We start from the raw sequence: 24,550 nt of genomic DNA, 5'->3' as shown, positions 1-24,550 counted from the left end.
TACCGGTGGTGGGGTGTCTGACGTTTCGCAGAGCCCGCCCACGGTCTGCCAAACGTCAGACGGGCCCTCAGTCTTAGGTCCGGAACCGCAGGCCTACCGGGGGTGGGGTGTCTGACGTTGCGCAGAGCGGGAACCGATGGGCACTTTTCGAAGTCCAATAGAGCATGGACTTAGAGGGGAAGTATTGGACAACGAAGGAACTGAACACGTCGGGGATGGGGCGGTATCAGATAGCGAAGGCCGTCAAGGAAGGGGATCTAACGCGAGTGTCCCGGGGGCTGTACATGGGTAGGGACCCGGTAGGACTGGAGCTGTTGGCAGCGCTGCGGCACAGGTACCCGGAGCTGGTGTTTTCTGGTCACACTGCGATGAGCTTGTACGGGTATCGTAGTACTCTCATGCAGCCGGTGCAGGCGATCGTGCCGAAGGGGCATCGGGTGCCGGCGTCGTCGTTGGTGGAGGCTCGGCAATCCCGGATGGGCAGCGTTGCCGAGGTGCAGGGTTTTCCGGTGGTCTCGGTGGCCGCGGCAGTGGCGGCTGACACCCAGCTCAACCGGGTGGACCGGTGGAAAGCACTGGAGCAGTCGTATAGCGGGTTCACGGGGAGGGAGAGGTTTGACGCAGACAAAGCGGCCTTGCCGCTGGATCTACGCCAAGGGTTGGAAACCGTGGTGGAGAAGTGTGTGATCGGGGCGTCCAGCCAGATGGAGAGGTTTTTCCACCGTGAGCTCCGCCGCCGGGGACTGCAGACGATCCCGAACTTCAAGTTGGGCCCGTATCGATGGGACGTCGGAATTGAGGACGCCACCGTGGTCATTGATCTGAACAGCTACCTGTACCACAACGAGAATAATGGGCGGACCTTCATCATTGACCGGTGGAAGGCCAATCACGCGGAGATGTCTGGCTGGGGCCATCTGGAGTTCACTGATGCTTGTCTTAATGATGTCAATGCGAAGCGGCTGGCTATCAAGGAGGTCGTGCATCTGGTTGCTCATCGACGCCAGACCGGGCCCGGCACACCGGTAGAAGGCAGGGTGGAAGTGGGACCCTGGCTGTTTCATGATCAGCTGCGTCATCAATCGGTGCCAGTCAACCGTTAGGGGAGTGCTCCCCATTGCGTGGACCATCGTTGAGCTGGCGTTTTACTCTGAGGCCAGAAGCTAGTTCCACCTCGAACCCTCAGGAGATCACGATGTCCAACTACTACGACAATAACGGCCTTCCCCTCGACGTCCAGCAGCCGCAGCAGGCCTGGAGCCAGCAGCCGTCGCAGCCCCAGTACGCCGCCGCTCCGATGCAGCAGCCCATGCAGCCGATGCAGCCCCAGTTCGCCGGCCCGGTGCAGCAGAAGTCCACGGTGGTGGCTGCGCTGCTGTGCTTCTTCTTCGGTATTTTCGGTATCCACAATTTCTACCTGGGCCACACTAACCGGGGTGTGATCATGCTGGTGTTGGCGCTGGTTTCGGTGTTCACCTGGTGGCTGTTCATCGGTCTGGTTGTTCTCGGAGCCCTGTTGATCTGGGAGCTGGTGGATCTGATCATGATCCTCACCAAGTCGGGTCCTTTTGAGCGGGACAGCCGCGGAGTACCCCTGGCGTAGGTTGAGGAGGCGAGAAAATGCTGGGTAACTGCTAGTGTCCACATTGGTTACATACCTCTTCTCCCAAGGACGCCGACGATGACGAATCCCTTCGACCAGAATCCGCAGCAGCAGTACGACCAGAATGGTCTGCCTGTGGCGAGCAATCAGCAGTGGTCTGCGCCGCAGCCGCAGTATGGCCAGCCCCAGTACCAGCAGCAGTACGGTGTTCAGCAGCAGCCGCAGTACGGGATGATGCAGGCGCAGGGCCCGGCGAAGTCCTGGGTGGCAGCGATCCTGCTGGCGTTCTTCCTGGGATCTCTGGGTGTGCACAATTTCTACCTCGGATACACCAAGCAGGGTGTGATTCAGCTGGTGCTGACCATCGTGGGATGGGCTACCTCGGTAATCCTCATCGGTTTCATCTTCCTGGCGATCGTGTGGGTGTGGGTGCTGGTTGATTTCGTCCAGCTTCTTCTCCGTTCGGGCAGCATGGCGTCTGACTCCAACGGTGTGCCGTTGTCCTAAGCGCCTCTGCCCCGGCCCTGTCACCGAAGGTGATGGGGCCTTTGTCGTTGCCGCTGCTAGCCTGAAGCGCATGAACCTCGACTTCTCGGATCCTTTCACCGAGCGCACGCCGCGCATTGTTAACGCTGCTAAGTTGCAGCGGGCGGCGGGGCGTCGCAAAGCGAATCAGTTCATCGTGGAGGGGGAGAACGCGGTGGAAGCAGCGGTGGCGACCGGGGCGGCGCGGGACGTCTTTGTCACGGAGCAGGCGGCTCGCCGTTTCGAGGAGATCCTCATCACCTGCGGCCACATGGGTGTCTACGTCCATCCGATCAACGACAAGGCGGCGCGTTCCCTATCCGATACCGTGACAACCACTGGCCTGTTCGCGGTGTGTGAGCCGGTGTTGTGGACTGTCGGTAAGGCGTTACGCGGGCTTCCGCAGCTGGTGTCCGTGCCGGTGGAGACTTCTGAGCCCGGCAACGCCGGCACGCTCATCCGTGTGGCCGACGCGATGGGCGCCGACGCCGTTGTCTTCGCCGGTGAAACCACTGATCCGCAGTCGAGCAAGGCGGCCCGCGCCTCCGCCGGGTCCCTGTTCCACCTGCCGGTGGCCCGTAACGCCAACACGAAGGACGTCCTCGGGCAGCTGCGCGCCGCCGGCCTGCAGATCCTGGCTACGGCCGCGGACGGCGAGGTAGAGCTGAACGACGCCGCCGAGCTGCTCACCCAGCCCACTGCCTGGCTGTTTGGCAACGAGGCGCATGGCTTGGGCGAGGAACTATTGGGGCTGGCAGACCACCGGGTACGCATCCCGATCCGGGGTCGGGCTGAGTCCCTCAACTTAGCGACGGCCGCGTCAATCTGCCTCTATGAGTCGGCGAAGGCCCAGGCGCGTGCCCGCGGATAAGCATGGGTATGCTGTACAGGTCTGAAATCTAGCGCTCAAAACGAAGAGGTTTGGCACGTGTCTGACACTCCCGAAATTGAACTGACTGAGGCGGGGCTTGGCGCCGCCGCGGACCAGGCTCTCGCCGCGTTCGACGCGGCCACCACCCTCGAGGAACTGAGCGTCGCCCGCCGCGACCACCTCGGCGATGAGGCCCCGATCCCGCAGGCCCGCCGCGCCCTGGGCACCTTGCCGAAGGATCAGCGCAAGGACGTTGGGCGGTTGGTTAATATGGCGCGGGGACGCGTCGAGAAGCACTACAACGAGGTGCTCGCCGAGCTGGAGGTCAAGCAGCGCGCGGAGCAGCTGAAGGCGGAGAAGGTCGACGTCACCGTGCCGACCACCCGCCAGCAGGTCGGTGCCCTGCACCCGATCACCTCGCTCATGGAGACCATCTCCGACATCTTCCTCGGCATGGGCTGGGAGATCGAGGACGGTCCGGAGGTCGAGGCAGAGTACTTCAACTTCGACGCGCTCAATTTTCTGCCGGACCACCCGGCCCGCACCCTGCAGGACACCTTCCACGTCGGCGCCGAGGGCTCCCTGCAGGTCCTGCGCACCCACACCTCTCCGGTGCAGGTGCGATCCATGTTCGACCGCGACGTGCCCCTGTACATCGCCTGCCCGGGTCGCGTGTTCCGCACCGATGAGCTCGACGCCACACACACCCCGGTATTCCACCAGGTGGAGGGGCTGGCCGTGGATAAGGGTCTGACCATGGCGCACCTGCGCGGCACCCTCGATCACCTGGCCAAGACCCTCTTCGGCCCGGAGACCAAGACCCGCATGCGTGCGAACTACTTCCCGTTCACCGAGCCCTCTGCCGAGGTCGACGTGTGGTTCCCCAACAAGAAGGGCGGCGCTGGCTGGATCGAATGGGGCGGCTGCGGCATGGTGCATCCCAACGTCCTGCGCGCGGTGGGCGTGGACCCGGAGGTCTACACCGGTTTCGCGTTCGGCATGGGCCTGGAGCGCACCCTTCAGTTCCGCAACGGCCTGTCCGACATGCGCGACATGGTCGAAGGCGACGTCCGCTTCACCCTGCCGTTCGGTATTCAGAAGTAACCCCGGTTCTAGAGAGGAACAGAAACAATGCTGCTTGCACAGAACTGGGTCACCGGACTGCTGCGTCACGCCAACCCCTCCTTCGGTGTCACGCCTGAGGAGCTTGACGCCGGTTACGTCCGCGTCGGTTTTGAGACCGAGGGCTACGAGCCTATCCCCGAGACCACCGGCCCACTGGTGTTCGGCGTGGTCAAGGACATCAAGGAACTCACCGAGTTCAAAAAGCCCATCCGCTACTGCCAGGTCGATGTCGGCGACGCCAACGGCACCGGTGAGCTGCAGGGCATCGTCTGCGGCGCCACCAACTTCGACGAGGGCGACACCGTTGTCGTGGCCCTGCCGGGTGCTGTCCTGCCGGGCAATTTCGCCATCGCCGCGCGCAAGACCTACGACCACATCTCCGACGGCATGATCTGCTCCGCCGCCGAGCTGGGGCTGACCGACAAGTCCGCCGGCATCCAGACGTTCGATCCGGCCTACGGCAAGCCGGGTGAGGACGCCCGCGAGGCCCTCGGCCTGGGCGACACCGTCTTCGACGTCAACGTCACCCCGGACCGCGGCTACGCTCTTTCCGCCCGCGGCCTGAGCCGCGAGCTGGCGTCGGCCTTCGATCTGGAGTTCGCGGACGTCGCGAAGCAGCCGGAAGTTGGCGGTTTTGACCTGTCCGGCGTGCCTGCCGCTGCCGGCGAACTGCTTCCTATCGACGTCCGCGAGGAGACCAAGACCGTCCGCTTCGGTCTGCGCAAGGTCACCGGCATTGACCCGGCCACGGAGTCCCCGTTCTGGCTGCAGCGCGAGCTCATGCTGTCTGGCCAGCGCCCGGTCAACGCCGCCACGGATGTGACCAACTACGTCATGCTGCTGCTCGGCCAGCCGATGCACGCCTTCGATGCCGCGCAGATCGTTGGCGGCCTCGTGGTGCGCAATGCCTCAGCCGGTGAGGAGTTCGAGACCCTCGACCACGTCAAGCGCACCCTCGACGCTGCGGATGTGGTCATCTGCGATGACACCGGCATCCAGTCCATGGCCGGCGTCATGGGCGGCACCCGCTCCGAGATCTCCGATGCGACCACCGACGTCTACTTCGAGGCCGCCACCTGGGATCCGCTCACCGTCGCGCGGACGTCGCGTCGCCACAAGCTGTCCTCGGAAGCTTCTCGACGCTTCGAGCGCGGCGTCGATCCGGCCATCGTTGAGGTTGCCCTCGACATGGCGTGTGCGCTGCTCGTCGACATCGCCGGTGGAGAGATCGCGCCCGAGCGCACCATCGTCGGCGACGTGCCGGGCATGCCGACGATCACCATGGCCGCCTCGCACCCCTCCGACCTGGCGGGCGTGGAGTACTCCCGCGAGACTGTCGTGAAGCGTCTCGAGGAGGTCGGCTGCACCGTCGCTGTCTCCTCCTGCGGTGGCAAGCTCGAGGTCACCCCGCCGACCTGGCGCGGCGACCTGCGCATCCCGGCCGATCTGGTGGAGGAGGTCCTGCGTCTCGAGGGCCTGGAGGACATTCCGCTGGTCCTGCCGACCCCGGTCGGTGGCCGTGGGCTGACCCCGGCGCAGCGCCGTCGGCGCGCCGTCGGCCACGCTCTGGCCTACAACGGCTACGCGGAGATCCTGCCGAGCCCGTTCATCGCCAACGACACCTTTGACGTGTGGGGTCTGGACTCCGACGATGACCGCCGCAACGCCGTCAACGTGCAGAACCCGCTGGAGGCCGACCGCGCCATCCTCGGCACCACACTGCTGCCGACGATGCTCGACGCCGTCGTCCGCAACGTCGCGCGCGGGCGTCATGACGTCGCTCTCTTCGGCCTGCAGCAGGTCGCTTTCCAGCGTTCCGACGCCTCCCCGATGCCGTCCGTCGCCGCCAAGCCCTCGGATGAGACGATCGCCGAGCTCGTCGACTCCCTGCCGTACCAGCCGCTGCACGTGGCCACCGTTGCCACCGGTCAGCTGGAACATGAGGGCCCGTGGGGCAAGGGCCGCACTTACACCTGGGCCGATGCCATCGAGTCCGCCCGCGTCGTGGCCCGCGCGGCTGATGTCGAGCTAGATGTTGAGTCCGCCGAGCAGCTGCCGTGGCACCCGGGTCGTTGTGCCGCCCTGCTTGTCGACGGCGCCGTCGTCGGCCACGCCGGCGAGTTGCACCCGCAGGTGCTGGAGGCCCTCGGCCTGCCGTCGCGTACGTGCGCGATGGAGCTCGATCTGACGGCACTGCCGCTGACCGAGAACTTCCCGGCCCCCGTGCTGTCCTCTTATCCGGCACTGCATCAGGACATTGCCCTGGTCGTCGACGAAGATGTCCCGGCCGAGCAGGTGCGCCGCGTCGTCGCAGAAGGTGGCGGGGATCTGCTCGAGGACGTCGAGCTTTTCGACGTCTACCGCTCCGAACAGCTCGGTAAGGGCAAGAAGTCGCTTGCCTTCTCCCTGCTCTTTCGCGCCGGCGACCGCACCCTCACCGATGAGGAGGCCAACGAGCGTCGTCTCGCGGCCGCTGAGCTGGCCAAGGTAAAATTCGGCGCAGAAATGCGTGCTTAGGCGCGGGAAAATAAGTAGGGTCAGGGCATGACCATTTCACGTCGTGCCCTGGCCCTTCTTTCCGTTCCTGCCTTCTCCGCCGCCGTGCTCATCGGCGGCGCCTCCGCCGCGAACGCGGCCGAAGGCGATGTCCAGTTCACCAACGCCGCCGGTGACGTCCGCTGTGACGTCGTCATGACGCAGGACGGCCCCCACGTCATCTGCGTCAGCGACGGTGCCCGCAAGACCATGCCCGAGTGCAACCCGCCGCAGGAGAAGATCCCCGCGGTCATCGTCTCCGGTAACGGCCCCGGCGTCGTCGGCTGTTGGAACCAGGGGCTTGTCGGCGCGAAGCAGGCCCTCGGCGCCGGCCAGCTGGGCAACGCCCACGGCATCACCGTGTTCGCCGACCCCATGGGCGGCCTGCACGTGCTTTCCGGTTCGCTGAACTACGTTGCCTACGCAGGGCCCTCCACGGTGGGGAACAACCCCACGGCGATGAGCTCGCAGCTGAGCAGTTAGACCCGTCGGCGGGCTAGGTGTACTTCCCCGCGACGTTGTGAACGCGTTGCATTGGGGTTAAGCCGTCGATGGCGGTGTGGGCTCGGTGGCAATTGTAGTCGTGGAGGAAGTCCGCATACGTTGCCTGCCGGGCCTTCTCGCTTGTGTAGGTCTGGGCGTAGGCCCATTCAGTCATCAAGGTGCGGTTGAATCGCTCGACCTTGCCGTTGGTTTGCGGGCGATATGCCCGAGTGAACCGGTGGAGACGTCCTGGCCGATGGCTGCGGCAAACGCATGAGACCGGTAGCAGGCTCCGTTATCGGTCATCACCCGTTTCACCGTGATCCCCAGGCTATCGAAGTAGGCCCAGGCCCGGGCCCAGAACCCGGCAGCCGTCTCCTTTTTCTCATCAGCCAGAATCTCGGAGTAGACCAGGCGGGAATGATCATCCACGGCGTGATGTAGGTAGGCATACCCACGCCCTGGCTTGGCCCCGGCCCGAGCCTGGACATCACGCCTGCGGCCTGCGGCGCGGTCCTGTGCAGAACCCCGGCCGTGCATCCTCCACCCGCTTCCGTCAGGGATCTGGCCGAGCTTTTTGATGTCGACGTGGACCATGTCACCGGGGTGGGGATACTCGTAGCGTTGTGCTGGTTGCTTGCGGACCGGCAGGCCGGTGGCCTGGTCGATGCACGACAGGCGGGGCATGTTGTACCGGGTCAGGACACGACCCACCGTGGAGCGAGGAATGCCCAGGTGGTAGCCGATACGGTGAGGTCCCCACCGGCGGATAAAGCGCAGTTTGATGATGCGTCGTTCGGTGCGCCTGGTCAGTTGATGCGGGCAGGTACGTGGCCGGCTGGAACGGTCGGTGAGGTCTTCGCCGGCCCGGGCACGTTGGACCCATCTGTTGACGGTGGCGGCCGAGACTTGGAAGCGTTCGGCGACTCGTCGTTGGGTCCAGCCCTGTTTCAGGACCAGGTCGACCAGTCGCTTTCTTCCCAGATCGGTTAGCGGGGAGTTACGGTGTGTCATGGAAGCCTTCGTGAGTGTTGTTCGTGTGGATACCTACACCACTACCGAAGGCTTCCCCTTTTCGCTCACACCGTTCACAACCTCCCGAGGAAGTACAGCTAGGTACCTGCGCAGCGCCGCCGAGCCCCCGGCTACCAGGAGGGCGGGTCCCACGACGATGAGCAGACCCATGAGCATCACCGGGCCGGGCGGCACCGCCAGCAGCACGGCTGTGGCGGCCACGCCCAGACCGAGGATGACGAAGTCCCAGATTGTCGTGTCCAGCTGAGCCATCCCGAGCAGCAGACCGACGACGATGAGAGCGATCTCGGGGCAGGGGACCGCGGGCAGGCCGGAGAGGATGAGGAGCTGGTCGGTCGAGCGGAATGGCCGGGGTTCACCGTGCGTCGATGACGTCGGCGAAGGGCGCGACGTGTGTGCGGAGCGCGTCAAGGAGCTCATCTCCTTCCTTCTGTGAGTACTCTGCGGCGCGGGGATCGTCCCACCCGGTGTCCCAGTGATGGTGCTCTTTCCAGTGTGAAGCCCAGGCCCGGAGTCTGTCCGACAGGGCTCTGGGGAGGCCGTAGTCCTCCAGGGCCATCAGGTAGGAGTCCGTGCCTGACTCCCAGAGAGGGGAGTCTGCTCCCCAGTCAGCGAAAAAGCGGATGGTTCTTCTGGTCTGCGGTGGCACGGTGCCTCCCGTGGTCGTGTGGGGTATCCGCCCAGTTTAGAGGCACTTCCGGCTTTAGAGCCCGTTTATCTTGGTGTGGAGTCTTCCGGAGTGGATGAGGGGATCGTCTCAAGGTAAGGGTGCTGCCGAACGATAGCACTAGTGATAGCTCCGGATTAATGCCTCAAAGTAGCGCGAACAATACTCCTTCTCAATAGATACGAGGCACCGGCCATCATGAAGCCGAACGAAGGAAATAGTAGAATGTAAACTGAGCCATTCAACTCTGCCGCATCAGTATTCGCATACCAAAAGGCGCCTGCGCCGCCCACGATGTATATAATGTCGGCGATCTGTGGTTTTATGGAGGTGAGAACTAAGGGCACTCCGACCACGTGGGCGACAATCCCACCTAGTAAAAGCAAGGACCCTAAAACTCCGCCCCAACTTGTCTCGCCCGGAACTAATATCTGCAAGAATATCCCGAGAATCATCAAGGAAAATTCAGGAAATGGCAAGTTCCATCCCCAAAACTCTGAGAGCCTCTTTTCAGTGTTAGGCCGGTTTTGGCCTGTCCGACTGCCGTGGTTGTTAGAAGTCATGTGAAAACTGTCGGTCCGGTCCTTTTAATCGCGGTGCTTGAAAGCCTGGACGCGCTTCACGATCGTGTACATGCCATCTGCGGTCGCCATGCAGTTCCCGCGAGAGGTTAGATTAGCCAATGGGGAGTAGGCAACCTTACATGTTTGTTTTAGTTCGGAACGGAACGGAATGTCGCACTTTGGCACGCGCGACTCGTATACTCTGTCGTCGTAATAGCACATGTCATGTACGGCGCACGGTCCGCGAAAGTCGGCCACGATGTTGGACAGGGTGTCCTGCTCGGTGGCGATGGCGATTTCAGCCGCGTCGGCGTCTGTTTTGTCTACTCCCGTCGGCAGGCCGACGGTATCGGACCACATCTCACCCGGAACCTGTTCGGTTTCTGGGTCTCCGGCGGCGTGGGTGGCGCGGACCAGGTCATGGTAGGCGGCTAATTCCGCATCAGTAACCCCGCCGACTCCATCGACTACGGGGGGTATGACGGGGTCTTGCTGGAACTCTGCGACGTAGGCGTCGATCTCTTCGGGGGCGATGGCGCGGTCAGCATGGGCGGTGGCTACCGCTGGCATGCCCCCCCCCGATCATGATGAGGGCCGCGGTGCTCGCGGCGATGCGTTTCAGTGGTGTCACGTGGGTCTCCTTGTGGGTTGATGGTGACACGTGTGACATTAGAGGGGCAGCGGGAAGCGTGCTGGCTGATTGTATTTGTGGGGTGGCGGCTGGGGGTGAATGGCGACAGTCTGCATACTTTTCATCTGGCTGCATAAAGTGCTACACTGGTCGGCATGACATTCAAGGTTGCAGTCGCTGGTGCCTCCGGTTACGCGGGTGGAGAGATCCTCCGCCTCCTGCTCGGGCACCCCTCCTACATCTCCGGTGATCTGGAGATCGGTGCGCTGACCGCCGGGTCCTCGGCGGGGCAGTCCGTCGCTGATCTCATGCCGCACCTCCCGCAGCTGGCGGACCGGGTCATCGAGGACACCACCCCTGAGGTCCTGGCAGGGCACGACGTCGTGTTCCTCGCCCTCCCGCACGGCCATTCCGGTCCCATCGGCCAGGCGCTGGCCGACACCAATCCCGAGGCCGTGGTCATCGACTGCGCCGCCGATTTCCGCCTGCAGGAGGCGGGGGAGTGGGAGCACTACTACGGCTCCGAGCATGCCGGCACCTGGCCCTACGGCATCCCCGAGCTGCCCGGTCAGCGGGAGGAGCTCACCGGCGCCAAGCGCGTCGCCGTCCCAGGGTGTTTCCCGACGGGTGCCACCCTTGCCGCCCTGCCCGCCGTCGCGGGCGGTCTCATCGTCCCGGACCTGTCCATCGTCTCCATCACGGGTGTCTCCGGTGCGGGCAAGAAGGCCGCTGTCGGCCTGCTCGGCTCCGAGATCATGGGCAGCCTGCGCGCCTACAACACCGCCGGCAAGCACCGCCACACCCCGGAGGTCATCCAGAACCTCTCCGCCGTGACGGACGAGGACGTCTCCGTCTCCTTCACCCCGGTCCTGGCGCCGCTGCCGCGCGGCATCCTGACCACGATCACCGCTCCCCTCAAGGAGGGTGTGAGCGCCGAGGCGGCGTACGAGACCTACCGTGCCTTCTACGCCGACGAGCCCTTCGTGCACCTTCTTCCCGTGGGGCAGCAGCCGGAGACCCAGAACGTCGTGGGCACCAACATGAGCCACCTGCAGGTCGAGGTCAACGAGCGCGCGGGAGTGCTGCTCATGACCGGCGCCATCGACAACCTCACCAAGGGCACCGGCGGCGCCGCCGTCCAGTGCATGAACCTCTCGCTCGGCCTCGACGAGACCGCCGGCCTGCCCATGGCCGCCGTCGCCCCCTAGAACCCACAACCCCGGAAAGCCCTATCCCATGAGCATCACCGCCCCGGCAGGTTTCACTGCTGCCGCCCTCACCGCTGGCATCAAGCCCTCGGGTAACCCTGACATGGCCCTCGTGGTCAACAACGGCCCCGAGTTCCACGCCGCCGCGGTGTTCACCCGCAACCGCGTCGTCGCCTCCCCGGTGAAGATCTCTCGGGAGGCGATCCAGGATGGGCAGATCCGCGCGGTCCTGTTCAACTCCGGTAACGCCAACGCCTGCAACGGCACCCAGGGGGACAGGGATGCGCAGGCGGCCGTCGAGCAGGTGGCGAAGCTTCTCGACGTCGCGCCCACCGACGTCGGCGCTTGTTCCACCGGTCTCATCGGCGAACCGCTGCCGATGGACAAGATCCACGCGGGCGTCGAGAAGCTCGTTCCGGGCCTGGGTGACCATGGTGGCGATGCCGCGGAGGCCATCATGACCACCGACCTGGTCAAGAAGGAGGCCCTGGTCAAGGGCGACGGCTGGACCCTCGGTGGTATGGGCAAGGGCGTCGGCATGATGAGCCCCTCGCTGGCCACCATGCTCGTGTGCCTGACCACCGATGCCTCCGCCAGCCCCGAGATGCTTGACGAGGCGCTGCGTGCGGCATCCAAGGTCACCTTCGGCACCCTGGACATCGACGGCTCGACCTCCACCAACGACACCGTCTTCCTGCTCGCCTCGGGCGCGTCCGGTGTCACCCCGAGCCAGGAGGAGCTCAACGCGGCCGTGCTTGAGGCCAGCGAGGACATCGCCCGGATGATGCAGGCCGACGCCGAGGGCGTGACCAAGCGCGTCACCGTCACCGTCGAGGGCACCGGCAACGAAGAGCAGGCCGTCAACGCCGCCCGCACCCTGGCCCGTGACAACCTCTTCAAGTGCGCGATGTTCGGCTCCGACCCGAACTGGGGTCGTGTCCTCGCCGCCGTCGGTATGGCCGACGCCGACATGGACCCGGATAACATCTCCGTCTACTTCAATGGCCACGCCGTGTGTGAGAACACCACCGGCACGCCCACCGCCCGTGAAGTTGACCTCTCCGGCGCAGACATCGACGTCCGCGTCGACCTGGGCACCGGCGGTCCCGGCCGCGCGACCGTCCGCACCACGGACCTCTCCCACGACTACGTCCACATCAACTCCGCCTACTCCAGCTAGGAACCCGCCATGGAAGCACTCAAGAAGCTCAGCAATGAGGCCCGCGCGCACGTGCTGGCCGAGGCCCTGCCCTGGCTGCAGCACTTCCGCGACAAGATCGTCGTGGTCAAGTACGGCGGCAACGCCATGATCGACGAGGACCTCAAGGCCGCCTTCGCCGCCGACATGGTCTTCCTGCGCACGGTCGGTGCCAAGCCCGTCGTCGTGCACGGCGGCGGCCCGCAGATCTCGAGCATGCTCAAGCGCCTCGGCCTCGACGGCGAATTCAAGGGGGGGTTCCGCGTGACCACCCCGGAGGTCATGGAGATCGTCCGCATGGTGCTTTTCGGTCAGGTCGGCCGCGGGCTCGTCGGCCTGATCAACTCGCACGGCCCCTACGCCGTGGGGACCTCCGGCGAGGATGCCGGCCTGTTCACCGCTGAAAAGAGGCTTGTCGACGTCGGTGGCGTCCCCACCGACATCGGACTGGTCGGCGACATCGTCGACGTCAACCCCGCGGCCGTCATGGACATCATCGAGGCCGGTCGCATCCCGGTCGTGTCCACCATCGCCCCCGGTGAGGACGGCGAGGTGTACAACATCAACGCCGACACCGCCGCCGGCGCCCTGGCCAAGGCCATCGGGGCGGAGCGACTGCTCATCCTCACCAACGTCGAGGGGCTCTACACCAACTGGCCCAACCGCGATTCGCTGCTGTCGAAGATCGTCACCTCTGAGCTGGAGGCCATCCTGCCGAGCCTCGACTCCGGCATGATCCCCAAGATGGAGTCCTGCCTGCGCGCCGTGCAGGGCGGGGTGTCCGCGGCGCACGTCATCGACGGCCGCATCGCGCACTCCGTCATCCTCGAGCTGCTCACCATGGGTGGTATCGGCACCATGGTGCTGCCCGACAACTACGACCGCGGCGATTACCCCGCCGGCGCCGTCTTCAGGAAGGACGCTGAACAGTGACCGAACACCTCACGTGGAACGACGTGCTCATGAACAACTACGGCACCCCGCCGATCGAGCTCGTCTCCGGCAAGGGGGCCACCGTGGAGGACACCCAGGGCCGCGTCCACATTGACCTGCTCGCCGGCATCGCCGTCAATGCGCTGGGCCACGGACACCCGAAGATCATCGAGGCCGTCACCCACCAGCTCTCCCAGCTGGGGCATGTGTCCAACCTCTTCGCCTCCGGCCCCGCCATGCAGGCGGCCGCGACCCTGAAGGAGCGTGTCGGCGACGACTCGGCGCGGGTGTTCTTCTGCAACTCCGGTGGTGAAGCCAACGAGGCCGCCTTCAAACTGGCCCGGCTCACCGGCCGCTCCCGGGTCCTGGCCGCCGTTGATGGTTTCCACGGCCGCACCATGGGCTCCCTGGCGCTCACCGGCCAGCCGGACAAGCGCAAGGCCTTCGAGCCGCTGCCCACTGGCGTGGAGTTCTACCCCTACGGCGACGTCGACTACCTCACCAAACTGGTGGAGACCAACCCCGGCGAGGTCGCCGCCATCTTCCTCGAGCCCGTCCAGGGCGAGACCGGTGTCGTGCCTGCTCCGGCTGGGTTCCTGCAGGCGGTACGTGAATTGTGCGATACCCACGGCATCCTCATGGTCTGCGATGAGGTGCAGACCGGCGTCGGCCGTACCGGCGACTTCTTCGCCTTCCAGCATGACGGCGTGCTGCCGGATGTCATCACCATGGCCAAGGGCCTGGGCGGCGGCATCCCCATCGGCGCGACCATCGCCCGCGGCAAGGCCGCCGAGCTCTTTCAGCCCGGCGCCCACGGCACCACCTTCGGCGGTAACCCGATCGCCTGCGCCGCCGCCAACGCGGTGCTGGAGATTGTCGACGAGGACTTCTGCGCCGAGGTCCGGGAGAAGGGCTCCTACTTCGCGGAGAAGCTCAACCAGATCGAAGGCGTTGACCACGTCCGCGGGCGCGGGCTCATGCTCGGCGTCGTGCTGGACAAGCCGGTGGCCAAGGAGGCCGTCAAGCAGGGCTTCGACCACGGGCTCATCCTCAACGCCCCGGCCGAGAACATCATCCGCCTCACCCCGCCGCTGATTATCAGCCATAACGAGATGGAGGCGGCCGTCGAGAAGCTCTCGGCACTCTTCAACGACCTCACGAAGGAGGACTGACCATGACCACCCACACCGTGCGGCATTTCCTGGCCGACGACGACCTCACCCCGGCCGAGCAGGCCGAGGTCCTGGCACTGGCGGCCGAGCTGAAGAAGGCCCCGCTGTCGAAGCGCCCGCTCGAGGGTCCGCTGTCGGTAGCGGTGCTCTTCGACAAGACGTCCACCCGCACCCGTTTCTCCTTCGACGCGGGCATCGCCCACCTCGGTGGGCATCCCATCGTCGTGGACTCCGGCTCCTCCCAGATGGGCAAGGGCGAGACGATCCAGGACACCGGCGCGGTGCTGTCGCGCTACGTGGAGATGATCGTGTGGCGCACCTACGCGCACCAGAATTTCCACGACCTGGCCGAGACCGCGACCGTGCCGATCATCAACTCCCTGTCCGATGACCTGCACCCCTGCCAGATCCTGGCGGACCTGCAGACCTGTGTCGAGAACCTCTGCCCTGAGGAAGGCCCCACCGGGCTGCACGGAAAAAAGGCGGTCTACCTGGGCGACGGCGACAACAACATGGCCAACTCGTACATGATCGGCTTTGCCACCGCAGGCATGGACATGACGATCATCGCGCCGGAGGGCTTCCAGCCGCAGGCCGAGTTCGTTGAGCGTGCGCAGGCTCGCGCCCAGGAAACCGGGGCGACTGTCGAGGTCACCTCGGATACGGCAGCAGTCGCAGGCGCGGACGTGGTCATCACCGACACCTGGGTATCCATGGGCCAGGAGGACGACGGCAAGGACCGCCGCACACCCTTCCTCCCGTACCAGGTCACCGAGGAGATCATGGGCCAGGCCGCCGACGGCGCGATCTTCCTGCACTGCCTGCCGGCCTACCGCGGCAACGAGGTCACCGCCGAGGTCATCGACGGCCCCGCCTCCCGCGTCTTCGACGAGGCCGAGAACCGGCTGCACGCGCAGAAGGCGCTCATGGTGTGGCTGCTGGAGAACCAGCCGGAGTAGATGATGTCCGCTCCCGTCACCCGCACCGCCCGCCAGGGCAAGATCCTGGAGATCCTCGGCAAGACCCGGGTCTCCAGCCAGGTGCAGCTGTCCGAACTGCTTCTCGACGAAGGCGTCGACATCACCCAGGCCACCTTGTCCCGCGATCTCGACGAGCTGGGTGCCAAGAAGATCCGCCCCGACCAGGGGAGGGCCTTTTATGTGGTGGGCCACGTCGAGAAGCATCTCGCGGAACAACTGACCGGCCCGAAGGAGAAGTTGCGCCGCATGCTCGATGAGCTGGTCGTCGCCACCGATCATTCGGGCAACATCGCGGTGCTACGCACCCCGCCAGGGGCGGCGCAGTATCTGGCCAGCTTCATCGATCGGGTGGGGCTGGACGAAACTGTCGGCACCATCGCGGGCGATGACACCATTTTCGTCCTGGCCCGCGAGCCCCTCACGGGCGCCGAGCTGGGACACCTGCTCACCGGGGCTTAAAGCCCCCAAGTATCCTCAATAATCAGTATCACCAAAACCTCAAGGAGAACCCCTTATGTCTGCACGCGTCGTCCTCGCCTACTCCGGCGGCCTCGACACCACTGTCGCGATTCCGTACCTGGCCAAGATGACCGGCGGCGAGGTTGTCGCCGTGTCCCTCGACCTCGGCCAGGGCGGCGAGGACATGGAGTCCGTGCGCCAGCGCGCCCTGGACTCCGGTGCCGTCGAGTCCATCGTCATCGACGCCCGCGACGAGTTCGCCGACGAGTACTGCCTGCCGACCATCAAGGCCAACGGCATGTACATGAAGCAGTACCCGCTCGTCTCCGCAATCTCACGCCCGCTCATCGTCAAGCACCTGGTCAAGGCTGCCGAGGAACACGGCGGCACCCACGTGTCCCACGGCTGCACCGGCAAGGGCAACGACCAGGTCCGTTTCGAGGTCGGCTTCCGCAACGAGAACCCGGACCTGGAGATCATCGCCCCGGCCCGCGACTACGCCTGGACCCGCGACAAGGCCATCGCCTTCGCCGAGGAGATCGACCTGCCGATCGAGCAGTCCGCCTCCTCCCCGTTCTCCATCGACCAGAACGTGTGGGGCCGCGCCGTCGAGACCGGCTACCTGGAGGACCTGTGGAACGCGCCGACCAAGGACGTCTACGCCTACACCGAGGAGCCGACCCTGGGCAACGCCCCGGATGAGCTCATCATCTCGTTTGAGGGTGGTAAGCCCGTCGCCATCGACGGCAAGCCGGTCACCGTGCTGCAGGCCATCGAGGAGCTCAACCGCCGCGGTGGCGCGCAGGGTGTCGGCCGCCTCGACATGGTCGAGGACCGCCTCGTGGGCATCAAGTCCCGCGAGATCTACGAGGCCCCGGGTGCCATGATCCTCATCAAGGCCCACGAGGCCCTGGAGGATGTCACCGTCGAGCGCGAGCTGGCCCGTTACAAGCGCCTTATCGACGCCCGCTGGTCCGAGGAGGTCTACGACGGCCTGTGGTTCGGCCCGCTCAAGCGCTCCCTCGACGCCTTCATCGACTCCACCCAGGAGCACGTCACCGGCGACATCCGCCTGGTCCTCCACGCCGGTACCATCACCGTCAACGGCCGCCGTTCCAACAGCTCGCTCTACGACTTCAACCTGGCCACCTACGACACCGGTGACACCTTCGACCAGACCATGGCCAAGGGCTTCGTCAAGCTCCACGGCCTGTCCTCGGAGATCGCCAACAAGCGCGACCGCGAGGCGAAGAATTAAATGGATAAGCGCGGTACGAACGAAGGTGCCCTGTGGGGAGGCCGGTTCTCCGGCGGCCCTTCCGAGGCCATGTTCGCCCTGAGCGTGTCCACCCACTTCGACTGGGTGCTCGCCCCCTACGACGTCCTGGCCTCCAAGGCGCACGCCAAGGTGCTGCACTCCGCGGGCCTGCTTTCTGATGCTGACCTGGAGACGATGCTGGCAGGCCTCGACCGGCTGGGCCGCGATGTCGCCAACGGCGGCTTCGGCCCCGAGCCCTCTGATGAAGACGTCCATGGTGCGATGGAGCGCGGTCTCATCGATCGCGTCGGCCCGGAGGTCGGTGGCCGTCTGCGCGCGGGCCGTTCCCGCAACGACCAGGTGGCCACGCTGTTCCGTATGTGGGTGCGCGACGCCGTCCGCGGCATCGCCGTCGGCGTCACCGAGCTTATCGACGCCCTCGTCGACCAGGCCGCCGCCCACCCGGACGCGATCATGCCCGGCAAGACCCACTTCCAGGCCGCGCAGCCCGTGCTGCTCGCACATCAGCTGCTGGCCCACGCCCAGCCGCTGCTGCGTGACCTGGAGCGCATCCGCGATCTGGATAAGCGCCTGGCAGTCAGCCCCTACGGTTCGGGCGCATTGGCCGGCTCCTCACTCCAGCTCAACCCCGAGGCCATCGCCGCGGAGCTCGGCTTCGACTCCGCCGCCGATAACTCCATCGACGCGACCTCCTCGCGTGACTTCGCCGCTGAGACCGCTTTCGTCCTGGCTCAGATCGCGGTGGACATGTCGCGGCTGGCGGAGGAGATCATCGCGTGGTGCACCCCGGAGTTCGGCTACGTCACGCTTTCTGATGCCTGGTCGACGGGTTCCTCGATCATGCCGCAGAAGAAGAACCCGGATGTCGCGGAGCTTACGCGCGGCAAGACCGGTCGCCTCATCGGCAACCTCACCGGGCTCATGGCCACCCTCAAGGCACAGCCCCTGGCCTACAACCGTGACCTGCAGGAGGACAAGGAGCCCATCGTCGACTCCGTCGCCCAGTTGAATCTGCTGCTCCCGGCGATGACCGGCCTGGTGTCCACGCTGACCTTCCACGAGGAGCGCATGCGCGAGCTGGCCCCGGCCGGTTTCACCCTGGCCACCGATCTCGCCGAGTGGATGGTGCGCGAGGGCGTGCCGTTCCGCGAGGCACACGAGGCCTCCGGCGCGTGCGTGCGCATCGCCGAATCCCGCGGCGTCGGCCTGAACGAGCTGACGGACGAGGAGCTGGCGGGCGTCGATGAGCGACTGACCCCGGCAGTACGTGAGGTCCTGACGATCGACGGCGCCGTCGCCTCCCGCTCCACCCGCGGTGGTACCGCCGGCGTGCGCGTGAATGAGCAGCGCGAGCGCGTGGCGCAGGCCAGCCGCGAACATCTGGCGTGGGCGAATACCCCGGTTAGGGGTTAGTGGTCCAGACCGTTCGAGTGGCCGAGGTGGTCGAAGCGCCTTAAGCTTCGGCCATGGGTAAGACACAACGTGGATCAGGCCGGGGATGCTCTGTCATCGTCGGCCTGATTTTGTTGATTCTGGCGGTTGTGGCGGTCCTCGTCGGACGGGACATGGTCACCATCCCCGGACTGAGCGCTGTGAGCGGGGGAGGGGACACCACGCGGGTCGCCGGTGTGATCGGTTCGGAGAAGCGGGCCTTCTTCGAGGATCCGGAGGTGCGCGAGGTCTTCGCCTCCCACGGCTATGACGTATCGGTGGACACCGCAGGATCCCGGCGCATCGCCACAGACGTTGACTTGGACATCTACGATTTCGCCTTCCCGGCCTCCGCGCCGGCAGGGCAGAAGATCGCGGCCAGCACCCCGAACCGGGGTACGCACACCCCCTTCCACTCGCCGATGGCGGTGGCCACCTTCGAGCCGATCCTGGGCATCCTCGAGCGGGAAGGCGTGGCCCGCCACGACGGTGGGCACTGGTTCATCGACATGGAGGCCTACATCGCGCTGGCCGACAGCGGCCGCCGCTGGAATGAGCTCGGTTCCGAGTACCCCTCCCCACGCACCGTGCAGATCTCCTCGACGGATATCCGCACCTCCAACTCGGCGGCCATGTATCTGGCCATCCTCGCATGGGTGAGCCGCGGTGGGGCGGTGACCACGACGGACGCTCAGGTCCGCGAGGTCACCGATGCCGTGAGCCCCCTGTTTGTGGGGCAGGGCTACACCGAGTCGACCTCCGCCGGGCCCTTCGCCGATTATCTCGCGCAGGGGATGGGCGCCCGCCCGCTGGTCATGGTCTACGAGGCACAGTTCCTCGGCGAGCAGATGGCCGCGGATTCCCGTATCCGCGGTGACATGGTCGTGGCCTACCCGGATCCGACGATCAACTCCACCCACATGCTTGTCGCGCTCAACGATACGGGCGGGGAGATCGGCCGCTTGCTCAGCAATGATCCGCAGCTGCAGCGTCTGGCCGCCAAACACGGGTTCCGCCCCGGCGATCCGAGCCTGTTCGCCGACACTCTCGCCGAACATGAGATCACCGCCCCCCCGGCGTTTCTGGCCACCGTCGACCCGCCGGACTATGACCGGCTGGAGGAACTGATCGACGCCGTCGGCGCCCAGTACACCAGCCCCGCACCGCCTGAGAAGAGCGAAGAATGAACGTAGTCACCCGTCTGCTGATCGCGCTGTCCCTGGCACTGGGCCTTACGGCGTGCAGCGATGAACTGCCTATCCCGACTCCGGGGGGTTCCACCACCGATGGCACCCCGCTGCGTATTGTCGCCGCGACGGAGCTGCAGGACCTGCAACCGGTAATTGAGGAGGCGGCCGATGACCTCGGTTTCCCCATCGAGCTGAGCTTCCCGGCGGGCACCCTGGACAATTCCCGCACTCTGCTGGAGGGTGGTTTCGACGGCGAATACGATGCCACGTGGTTCGCCACCAACCGCTACGTCGACATTCTGGGCGCCACGGGCAAACTCCGCGACCAGACGAAAATCGGCCTGTCGCCGGTGGCGTTCGGTGTCGATAGTACGAAGGCCAGCGAACTCGGCTGGGATGATCGCCAGCCGACGTGGTCGGAGATCGCCACCGCCGCCGCCGATGGTGATGTCACCTTCGGCATGACGGATCCTTCCGCGTCGAACTCCGGTTTCTCGGCGCTGGTGTCGGTGGCGACCGCCCTGGCCGATACCGGGTCCGCCCTCACCGAGGCCGACATCGAGCGCATCACCCCGCAGCTGCAGGGCTTTTTCTCCGGGCAGACACTGACCTCCGGTTCCTCCGGCTGGCTCACCGACACTTTCCTGGAGGACCGCTCGCGGGCGGATGCGCTGATCAACTACGAGTCGGTCCTGCACACCCAGGTCTCGGAGGGGGCGGACCTGGAGGTCATCGTCCCAGCCGATGGTGTGGTCTCTGCGGACTACCCGCTGTCGACGTTGGCATCACCCGCCCAGCCGGAAGCTCGCGAGAAGGTCGCCGCGTTGTCCGAATGGTTGCTGGAGCGTCCGGAGATCATGACAGATTCTTATCGACGCCCCGTCGACGCCACCGATCTTCCCCCCGAACTGGCGGATCAGCTGCTCATCGAGCTGCCCTTCCCCGCCACCCGCGCTATCACCGATCAGCTGGTCGCCGCGTTCCACAATGAGCTGCGCCCGCCGGGCGACACCGCCTTCGTCCTGGACACCTCCGGTTCCATGGAGGGCGAGCGCCTGTCGATGCTGCAGGAGACCATGCTCTCGCTTATCGACGGCACCGCCCAGGGAGCAGCCGGCGGCGTCGGCCTGCGAGATCGCGAGCGTGTCAGCCTCCAGCCCTTCGCGGATGTCCCCGCCGAACCGCTGACGTTGCGTTTCAGCACCTCGGACCCGGGCCCCGCGCAGGAGCTCACCGCGGCGGTGGAGGGGCTGCGTGCGGAGGGCGCGACATCCCTGTACTCCGCCCTGATGAGTGCTTTCGACACGGTCGCAGCCGCAGACGGCGCGATCCCCTCGATCGTGCTGATGAGTGACGGGGAGGTGACGTCCGGTGCCACCCTCGCGCAGTTCCGGGCCTTCCACGACTCTCTCGATGCCCCGCAGTCTGATATCCCCGTGTTCGTCATTCTCTACGGTGAGGCGAATGTCGCCGAGATGAGGGCAGTGGCCGAGATGACCGGCGGTCATGTCTTCGACGCCCTCGATGGTGATCTCGAGGCCGCTTTCAAGGAGATCCGTGGCTACCAATAACTTCTTCCTCTCCCCTAAGAACCTCGTCGGGATGATCATCGCTGTGGTGGTCATCGTCGTTCACCTCATTGTGGGCCTGGGCTTTCTGTGGCCGCTGGTGGCTGCGCTCGGGTGGGGTGCGGGGGTCGCGCTCACCCCGGCCGCGCGGGGCAAGGAGCTGCCACCGGCCCCGGCGGAGAAGGACGGACACAGCCTGCTGGGGGATCTGGACCGTACCTCGCGGAAGTTCTACGCAGCGCTGCCCGCCAATGAAGTGCTGGATTCTCTCGCCGTGCTCCGCGGATCCCTGCGCGAGGTACTGGTGGAATGGGATCGCCTGGATGATGTGCCCGAGCAGCGTGTCGTCCTGGAAGCGATCGTCGATGAGTATCTGCCCGCCACGCTGCGCGGTTACCTGGCTGTCACGGACCGGCATCACCCGCAGGCGATCAGGCAGACCACCGGGTCACTGGGCCTGCTCAACGACGAGGTCAAGCGCATCCGGCAGGCGCTCCTCGATGACACGCTGCGTGAGCTGGAGGACCAGAATCGGGCTCTGCGCCTGCAGTTCGGGCGCCTACCGGCCCCCAGGTACGATACTGAACTATGAGTCTCGATCCGAAGCTGTTGGAAGTCCTCGCCTGTCCGAAGGACAAGGGCCCGCTGACCTATCTCGCCCCAGAAGAGGTCCTGGTCAATGAGCGGCTCGGTCTGGCCTATCGCATCGACGATGGCATCCCGGTGATGCTTATCGACGAAGCGACCCCCTGGCCGCCCACCGCCGAGTAACGCCCCTTCCGCTTTCCTTCTGATTCCGAGAGATTTCTTCTACATGAACATCATTGATGAACTGTCCTGGCGCGAACTGATCAACCAGTCCACTGATCTGGATTCCCTGCGCGAGGCCACCGACGGTACCTCTATCACCTTGTACTGCGGTTTTGATCCCACCGGCCCCTCTCTGCATGCCGGGCACCTGGTGCCTTTGCTCATGCTGCGACGTTTTCAGCAGGCCGGGCACCGTCCCATCGTCCTGGCCGGTGGGGCCACCGGCATGATCGGTGATCCGCGCGATGTGGGGGAGCGCTCCATGAACTCCGCCGACACCGTGGCCGATTGGTCGGAGCGCATTTCCGGACAGCTCTCGCGCTTCGTCTCCTTCGAGGGGGACAACGCCGCGCTGCTGCTCAACAACAACGACTGGACCAAGGACCTCAGCGCGATCTCCTTCCTGCGCGACATCGGCAAGCACTTCCCGCTCAACACGATGCTCTCCCGCGACACGGTGAAGCGTCGCCTGGAGACCGACGGCATTTCCTACACGGAGTTCTCCTACGTGTTGCTGCAGGCCAACGACTTCGTACAGCTGCGCCGCAACTACGAGTGCGTGCTGCAGGTCGGCGGCGGCGACCAGTGGGGCAACCTCGTCGCAGGTGTCGATCTCAACCGCCGTATGGATGGCGCCTCCGTCCACGCCATGACCGTGCCCCTGGTCACCGACTCGGAGGGCAAGAAGTTCGGCAAGTCCACCGGTGGCGGATCGTTGTGGCTGGATCCGGAGATGACCAGCCCGTACACCTGGTACCAGTACTTCATCAACGCCTCCGACGCCGATGTCATCCGCTACCTGCGTTGGTTCACGTTCTTGAACGCTGAGGAACTCGCCGAGCTGGAGACCGAGGTCGCCGAGCGTCCCTTCAAGCGCGAGGCTCAGCGCCGCCTGGCCCGCGAGATGACCAACCTCGTGCACGGCGAGGAAGCCACCGCCGCCGTCGAGCTCGCCTCCCAGGCGCTGTTCGGCCGCGCGGAGCTGGCAGACCTGGATGAGAAGACGCTGGCTTCTGCGGTCTCTGAAACCGAGGTCCTCACAGTTGGTGCCGGGGAGCCCCGCACCATCGTCGACCTTCTGGTCGGCTCCGGCCTGGTCGACTCCCGCGGCAATGCGCGACGCGCCGTCAAGGAAGGTGGCGCATACGTGAACAATGAGCGAATCACCTCCGAGGAATGGGAGCCCGCCGGGAGCGATCTCCTGCACGGATCCTGGTTGGTGCTGCGCCGCGGTAAGAAGAACTTCGCTGGCGTGCAGGTCGTTGACTGATTGCTTTACACCGCTCAATACCCCATCTGAACAGGCGATTTGCTGAAGGTGGGGCGGGTGAGTAACTTAATGGAGGTCGCCAAGAGCGCCGCGAAGAACACCGCGGAGGCCACGAAGTGACATAGAGATGAACCGGATGTTGACTTCTGAAAAACGGTCAGCTAAAGTCGAATCTCCAGCCACAGAGACAATCCCGACGAGATCGGTAGCGTAGCTGTGTGCGGTTGTTGTGTGAGAACTCAATAGTGTGCCAATGTACTTTTGTTTGTGGTTGTTGGTTGTGTGTGCTGGCTGGTCTGGATGTGTTCTGGGTTGGTTGGTGTGTGCCGGGTGGTACCTTTCTTCAACAGGGTGTCACTGTAAATAATGCGCGCTGGGTTTTCTGGTGTGAGTTGTTGTGGTGCAGGCATGATCATGATCGCATGAGTATATTTTTGTGGCCCTTGGTCCTTTCCCCGTCGGGTTTGGTGGGGGTCACGTGATAGACGCGAACGTGTCCTGGCTGGCTTTTTTGTTGGTTGGGGTGTTTGTATTTTTTTGGACAATCATTTATCACTGCCTTTTTTGGTGGTGTGCTGGTTGTTTGTTTTTGGTTGGGTTTGGGCTTTTCACGCCTGATTCTTCTTAAAGAAGTTTTTGTGGAGAGTTTGATCCTGGCTCAGGACGAACGCTGGCGGCGTGCTTAACACATGCAAGTCGAACGGAAAGGCCTCAGCTTGCTGGGGTACTCGAGTGGCGAACGGGTGAGTAACACGTGGGTGATCTGCCCTGCACTTCGGGATAAGCCTGGGAAACTGGGTCTAATACCGGATAGGACCCTCCTTTAGTGTGGGGGGTGGAAAGTTTTTTCGGTGTGGGATGAGCCCGCGGCCTATCAGCTTGTTGGTGGGGTAATGGCCTACCAAGGCGTCGACGGGTAGCCGGCCTGAGAGGGTGGACGGCCACATTGGGACTGAGATACGGCCCAGACTCCTACGGGAGGCAGCAGTGGGGAATATTGCACAATGGGCGGAA

22 protein-coding genes, 1 rRNA gene and 2 pseudogenes are annotated in these 24,550 nt (G+C 64.8%); 22 read left to right on the top strand and 3 right to left on the bottom strand.

All coding sequences use genetic code 11. The annotated features are described in order from the left end of the window. Nucleotides 1-164: 164 nt before the first annotated feature. The 8 genes and pseudogenes from Q4G50_RS14650 to Q4G50_RS02860 all read left to right on the top strand — a co-directional run. A pseudogene (locus tag Q4G50_RS14650) lies at nucleotides 165-272 on the top strand (type IV toxin-antitoxin system AbiEi family antitoxin domain-containing protein); the annotation flags it as partial. 126 nt (nucleotides 273-398) lie between these two features. After that, nucleotides 399-1,103, top strand: a complete 705-nt coding sequence (locus Q4G50_RS02890) for a hypothetical protein (RefSeq protein ID WP_303376142.1) — start codon at nucleotides 399-401, stop codon at nucleotides 1,101-1,103. Between the two features lie 92 nt (nucleotides 1,104-1,195). Continuing rightward, nucleotides 1,196-1,603, top strand: a complete 408-nt coding sequence (locus Q4G50_RS02885; RefSeq protein ID WP_303376141.1) for a TM2 domain-containing protein — start codon at nucleotides 1,196-1,198, stop codon at nucleotides 1,601-1,603. Nucleotides 1,604-1,681: 78 nt separating this feature from the next. Next, nucleotides 1,682-2,110 (top strand): TM2 domain-containing protein, encoded by a 429-nt coding sequence (locus Q4G50_RS02880; protein ID WP_303376140.1) that lies wholly within the window; start codon nucleotides 1,682-1,684, stop codon nucleotides 2,108-2,110. A gap of 70 nt (nucleotides 2,111-2,180) precedes the next feature. Then, nucleotides 2,181-2,999 (top strand): RNA methyltransferase, encoded by an 819-nt coding sequence (locus Q4G50_RS02875; RefSeq protein WP_303376139.1) that lies wholly within the window; start codon nucleotides 2,181-2,183, stop codon nucleotides 2,997-2,999. 57 nt (nucleotides 3,000-3,056) lie between these two features. Further along, a complete protein-coding gene (locus tag Q4G50_RS02870; protein ID WP_303376138.1) occupies nucleotides 3,057-4,103 on the top strand; it encodes a phenylalanine--tRNA ligase subunit alpha in 1,047 nt (348 codons plus the stop codon). Nucleotides 4,104-4,130: 27 nt separating this feature from the next. Beyond that, nucleotides 4,131-6,641, top strand: a complete 2,511-nt coding sequence (gene pheT, locus Q4G50_RS02865) for a phenylalanine--tRNA ligase subunit beta (protein ID WP_303376137.1) — start codon at nucleotides 4,131-4,133, stop codon at nucleotides 6,639-6,641. A gap of 27 nt (nucleotides 6,642-6,668) precedes the next feature. Continuing rightward, a complete protein-coding gene (locus Q4G50_RS02860) occupies nucleotides 6,669-7,142 on the top strand; it encodes a hypothetical protein (protein WP_303376136.1) in 474 nt (157 codons plus the stop codon). 13 nt (nucleotides 7,143-7,155) lie between these two features. Here Q4G50_RS02860 and Q4G50_RS02855 read toward each other — a convergent pair. The 3 genes and pseudogenes from Q4G50_RS02855 to Q4G50_RS02845 form a co-directional block, all read right to left on the bottom strand. Further along, nucleotides 7,156-8,156 (bottom strand): annotated as a pseudogene (locus Q4G50_RS02855) (IS481 family transposase). A gap of 33 nt (nucleotides 8,157-8,189) precedes the next feature. Next, entirely contained in the window at nucleotides 8,190-8,597 is a 408-nt protein-coding gene (locus tag Q4G50_RS02850; RefSeq protein WP_303376135.1) for a hypothetical protein, read from the bottom strand. 834 nt (nucleotides 8,598-9,431) lie between these two features. Beyond that, the gene (locus tag Q4G50_RS02845; RefSeq protein WP_303376134.1) at nucleotides 9,432-9,977 is read right to left on the bottom strand and encodes a hypothetical protein; all 546 of its coding nucleotides are present in this window, start codon (nucleotides 9,975-9,977) and stop codon (nucleotides 9,432-9,434) included. A gap of 216 nt (nucleotides 9,978-10,193) precedes the next feature. Here Q4G50_RS02845 and argC point away from each other — a divergent pair, with 216 nt between their 5' ends. The 14 genes from argC to Q4G50_RS02775 form a co-directional block, all read left to right on the top strand. Further along, nucleotides 10,194-11,246: an N-acetyl-gamma-glutamyl-phosphate reductase gene (gene argC, locus Q4G50_RS02840; RefSeq protein ID WP_303376133.1), complete on the top strand. Its 1,053-nt coding sequence runs from the start codon at nucleotides 10,194-10,196 to the stop codon at nucleotides 11,244-11,246. A gap of 28 nt (nucleotides 11,247-11,274) precedes the next feature. After that, the gene (gene argJ, locus Q4G50_RS02835; protein WP_303376132.1) at nucleotides 11,275-12,426 is read left to right on the top strand and encodes a bifunctional glutamate N-acetyltransferase/amino-acid acetyltransferase ArgJ; all 1,152 of its coding nucleotides are present in this window, start codon (nucleotides 11,275-11,277) and stop codon (nucleotides 12,424-12,426) included. 9 nt (nucleotides 12,427-12,435) lie between these two features. Next, nucleotides 12,436-13,377, top strand: coding sequence for an acetylglutamate kinase (gene argB / locus Q4G50_RS02830; RefSeq protein WP_303376131.1), 942 nt, complete (start codon nucleotides 12,436-12,438; stop codon nucleotides 13,375-13,377). After that, nucleotides 13,374-14,549: an acetylornithine transaminase gene (locus Q4G50_RS02825; RefSeq protein ID WP_303376130.1), complete on the top strand. Its 1,176-nt coding sequence runs from the start codon at nucleotides 13,374-13,376 to the stop codon at nucleotides 14,547-14,549. Before argB ends, Q4G50_RS02825 begins: the two co-directional genes overlap by 4 nt. Before the next feature lie 2 nt (nucleotides 14,550-14,551). Continuing rightward, nucleotides 14,552-15,508: an ornithine carbamoyltransferase gene (gene argF, locus Q4G50_RS02820; protein WP_303376129.1), complete on the top strand. Its 957-nt coding sequence runs from the start codon at nucleotides 14,552-14,554 to the stop codon at nucleotides 15,506-15,508. 3 nt (nucleotides 15,509-15,511) lie between these two features. Continuing rightward, nucleotides 15,512-15,988 carry an arginine repressor gene (locus tag Q4G50_RS02815; RefSeq protein ID WP_303376210.1) on the top strand — a complete coding sequence of 159 codons (477 nt, stop codon included), beginning with the start codon at nucleotides 15,512-15,514 and terminating at the stop codon, nucleotides 15,986-15,988. A gap of 55 nt (nucleotides 15,989-16,043) precedes the next feature. After that, nucleotides 16,044-17,246, top strand: coding sequence for an argininosuccinate synthase (locus Q4G50_RS02810; protein ID WP_303376128.1), 1,203 nt, complete (start codon nucleotides 16,044-16,046; stop codon nucleotides 17,244-17,246). Next, nucleotides 17,247-18,680: an argininosuccinate lyase gene (gene argH, locus Q4G50_RS02805; protein WP_303376127.1), complete on the top strand. Its 1,434-nt coding sequence runs from the start codon at nucleotides 17,247-17,249 to the stop codon at nucleotides 18,678-18,680. A gap of 53 nt (nucleotides 18,681-18,733) precedes the next feature. Continuing rightward, on the top strand, nucleotides 18,734-19,885 hold the full coding sequence (locus Q4G50_RS02800; protein ID WP_303376126.1) for a hypothetical protein: 1,152 nt from the start codon (nucleotides 18,734-18,736) through the stop codon (nucleotides 19,883-19,885). Beyond that, complete coding sequence (locus Q4G50_RS02795; RefSeq protein WP_303376125.1) at nucleotides 19,882-21,459, top strand: VWA domain-containing protein; 1,578 nt, start codon at nucleotides 19,882-19,884, stop codon at nucleotides 21,457-21,459. The genes Q4G50_RS02800 and Q4G50_RS02795 overlap by 4 nt, the downstream gene beginning before the upstream one ends. After that, nucleotides 21,446-22,048: a hypothetical protein gene (locus Q4G50_RS02790; protein WP_303376124.1), complete on the top strand. Its 603-nt coding sequence runs from the start codon at nucleotides 21,446-21,448 to the stop codon at nucleotides 22,046-22,048. Before Q4G50_RS02795 ends, Q4G50_RS02790 begins: the two co-directional genes overlap by 14 nt. Then, nucleotides 22,045-22,227: a Trm112 family protein gene (locus Q4G50_RS02785; protein WP_303376123.1), complete on the top strand. Its 183-nt coding sequence runs from the start codon at nucleotides 22,045-22,047 to the stop codon at nucleotides 22,225-22,227. Before Q4G50_RS02790 ends, Q4G50_RS02785 begins: the two co-directional genes overlap by 4 nt. Before the next feature lie 43 nt (nucleotides 22,228-22,270). Then, nucleotides 22,271-23,536: a tyrosine--tRNA ligase gene (tyrS, locus tag Q4G50_RS02780; RefSeq protein ID WP_303376122.1), complete on the top strand. Its 1,266-nt coding sequence runs from the start codon at nucleotides 22,271-22,273 to the stop codon at nucleotides 23,534-23,536. 635 nt (nucleotides 23,537-24,171) lie between these two features. Then, nucleotides 24,172-24,550, top strand: a 16S ribosomal RNA gene (locus tag Q4G50_RS02775); the annotation flags it as partial.

The organism is Corynebacterium sp. (assembly GCF_030538285.1).
In the GTDB taxonomy this organism is placed as follows: Bacteria; Actinomycetota; Actinomycetes; order Mycobacteriales; family Mycobacteriaceae; genus Corynebacterium.
Note: the sequence above shows the minus strand (reverse complement) of the source record. Positions and strands in the feature narration are given on the sequence as shown.

Excerpts from the sequence above, each read along its gene's own strand:
- Q4G50_RS02815 (WP_303376210.1), top strand. The coding sequence starts at position 15,512 with ATGTCCGCTCCCGTCACCCGCACCGCCCGCCAGGGCAAGATCCTGGAG.
- Q4G50_RS02885 (WP_303376141.1), top strand. The coding sequence starts at position 1,196 with ATGTCCAACTACTACGACAATAACGGCCTTCCCCTCGACGTCCAGCAG.
- tyrS (WP_303376122.1), top strand. The coding sequence starts at position 22,271 with ATGAACATCATTGATGAACTGTCCTGGCGCGAACTGATCAACCAGTCC.
- argJ (WP_303376132.1), top strand. The coding sequence starts at position 11,275 with ATGAGCATCACCGCCCCGGCAGGTTTCACTGCTGCCGCCCTCACCGCT.
- Q4G50_RS02890 (WP_303376142.1), top strand. The coding sequence starts at position 399 with ATGCAGCCGGTGCAGGCGATCGTGCCGAAGGGGCATCGGGTGCCGGCG.
- Q4G50_RS02810 (WP_303376128.1), top strand. The coding sequence starts at position 16,044 with ATGTCTGCACGCGTCGTCCTCGCCTACTCCGGCGGCCTCGACACCACT.
- Q4G50_RS02800 (WP_303376126.1), top strand. The coding sequence starts at position 18,734 with ATGGGTAAGACACAACGTGGATCAGGCCGGGGATGCTCTGTCATCGTC.
- pheT (WP_303376137.1), top strand. The coding sequence starts at position 4,131 with ATGCTGCTTGCACAGAACTGGGTCACCGGACTGCTGCGTCACGCCAAC.
- argB (WP_303376131.1), top strand. The coding sequence starts at position 12,436 with ATGGAAGCACTCAAGAAGCTCAGCAATGAGGCCCGCGCGCACGTGCTG.
- Q4G50_RS02850 (WP_303376135.1), bottom strand. The coding sequence starts at position 8,597 with ATGAGCTCCTTGACGCGCTCCGCACACACGTCGCGCCCTTCGCCGACG.
- argC (WP_303376133.1), top strand. The coding sequence starts at position 10,194 with ATGACATTCAAGGTTGCAGTCGCTGGTGCCTCCGGTTACGCGGGTGGA.
- Q4G50_RS02845 (WP_303376134.1), bottom strand. The coding sequence starts at position 9,977 with ATGCCAGCGGTAGCCACCGCCCATGCTGACCGCGCCATCGCCCCCGAA.
- argH (WP_303376127.1), top strand. The coding sequence starts at position 17,247 with ATGGATAAGCGCGGTACGAACGAAGGTGCCCTGTGGGGAGGCCGGTTC.
- Q4G50_RS02795 (WP_303376125.1), top strand. The coding sequence starts at position 19,882 with ATGAACGTAGTCACCCGTCTGCTGATCGCGCTGTCCCTGGCACTGGGC.
- argF (WP_303376129.1), top strand. The coding sequence starts at position 14,552 with ATGACCACCCACACCGTGCGGCATTTCCTGGCCGACGACGACCTCACC.
- Q4G50_RS02880 (WP_303376140.1), top strand. The coding sequence starts at position 1,682 with ATGACGAATCCCTTCGACCAGAATCCGCAGCAGCAGTACGACCAGAAT.
- Q4G50_RS02785 (WP_303376123.1), top strand. The coding sequence starts at position 22,045 with ATGAGTCTCGATCCGAAGCTGTTGGAAGTCCTCGCCTGTCCGAAGGAC.
- Q4G50_RS02875 (WP_303376139.1), top strand. The coding sequence starts at position 2,181 with ATGAACCTCGACTTCTCGGATCCTTTCACCGAGCGCACGCCGCGCATT.
- Q4G50_RS02860 (WP_303376136.1), top strand. The coding sequence starts at position 6,669 with ATGACCATTTCACGTCGTGCCCTGGCCCTTCTTTCCGTTCCTGCCTTC.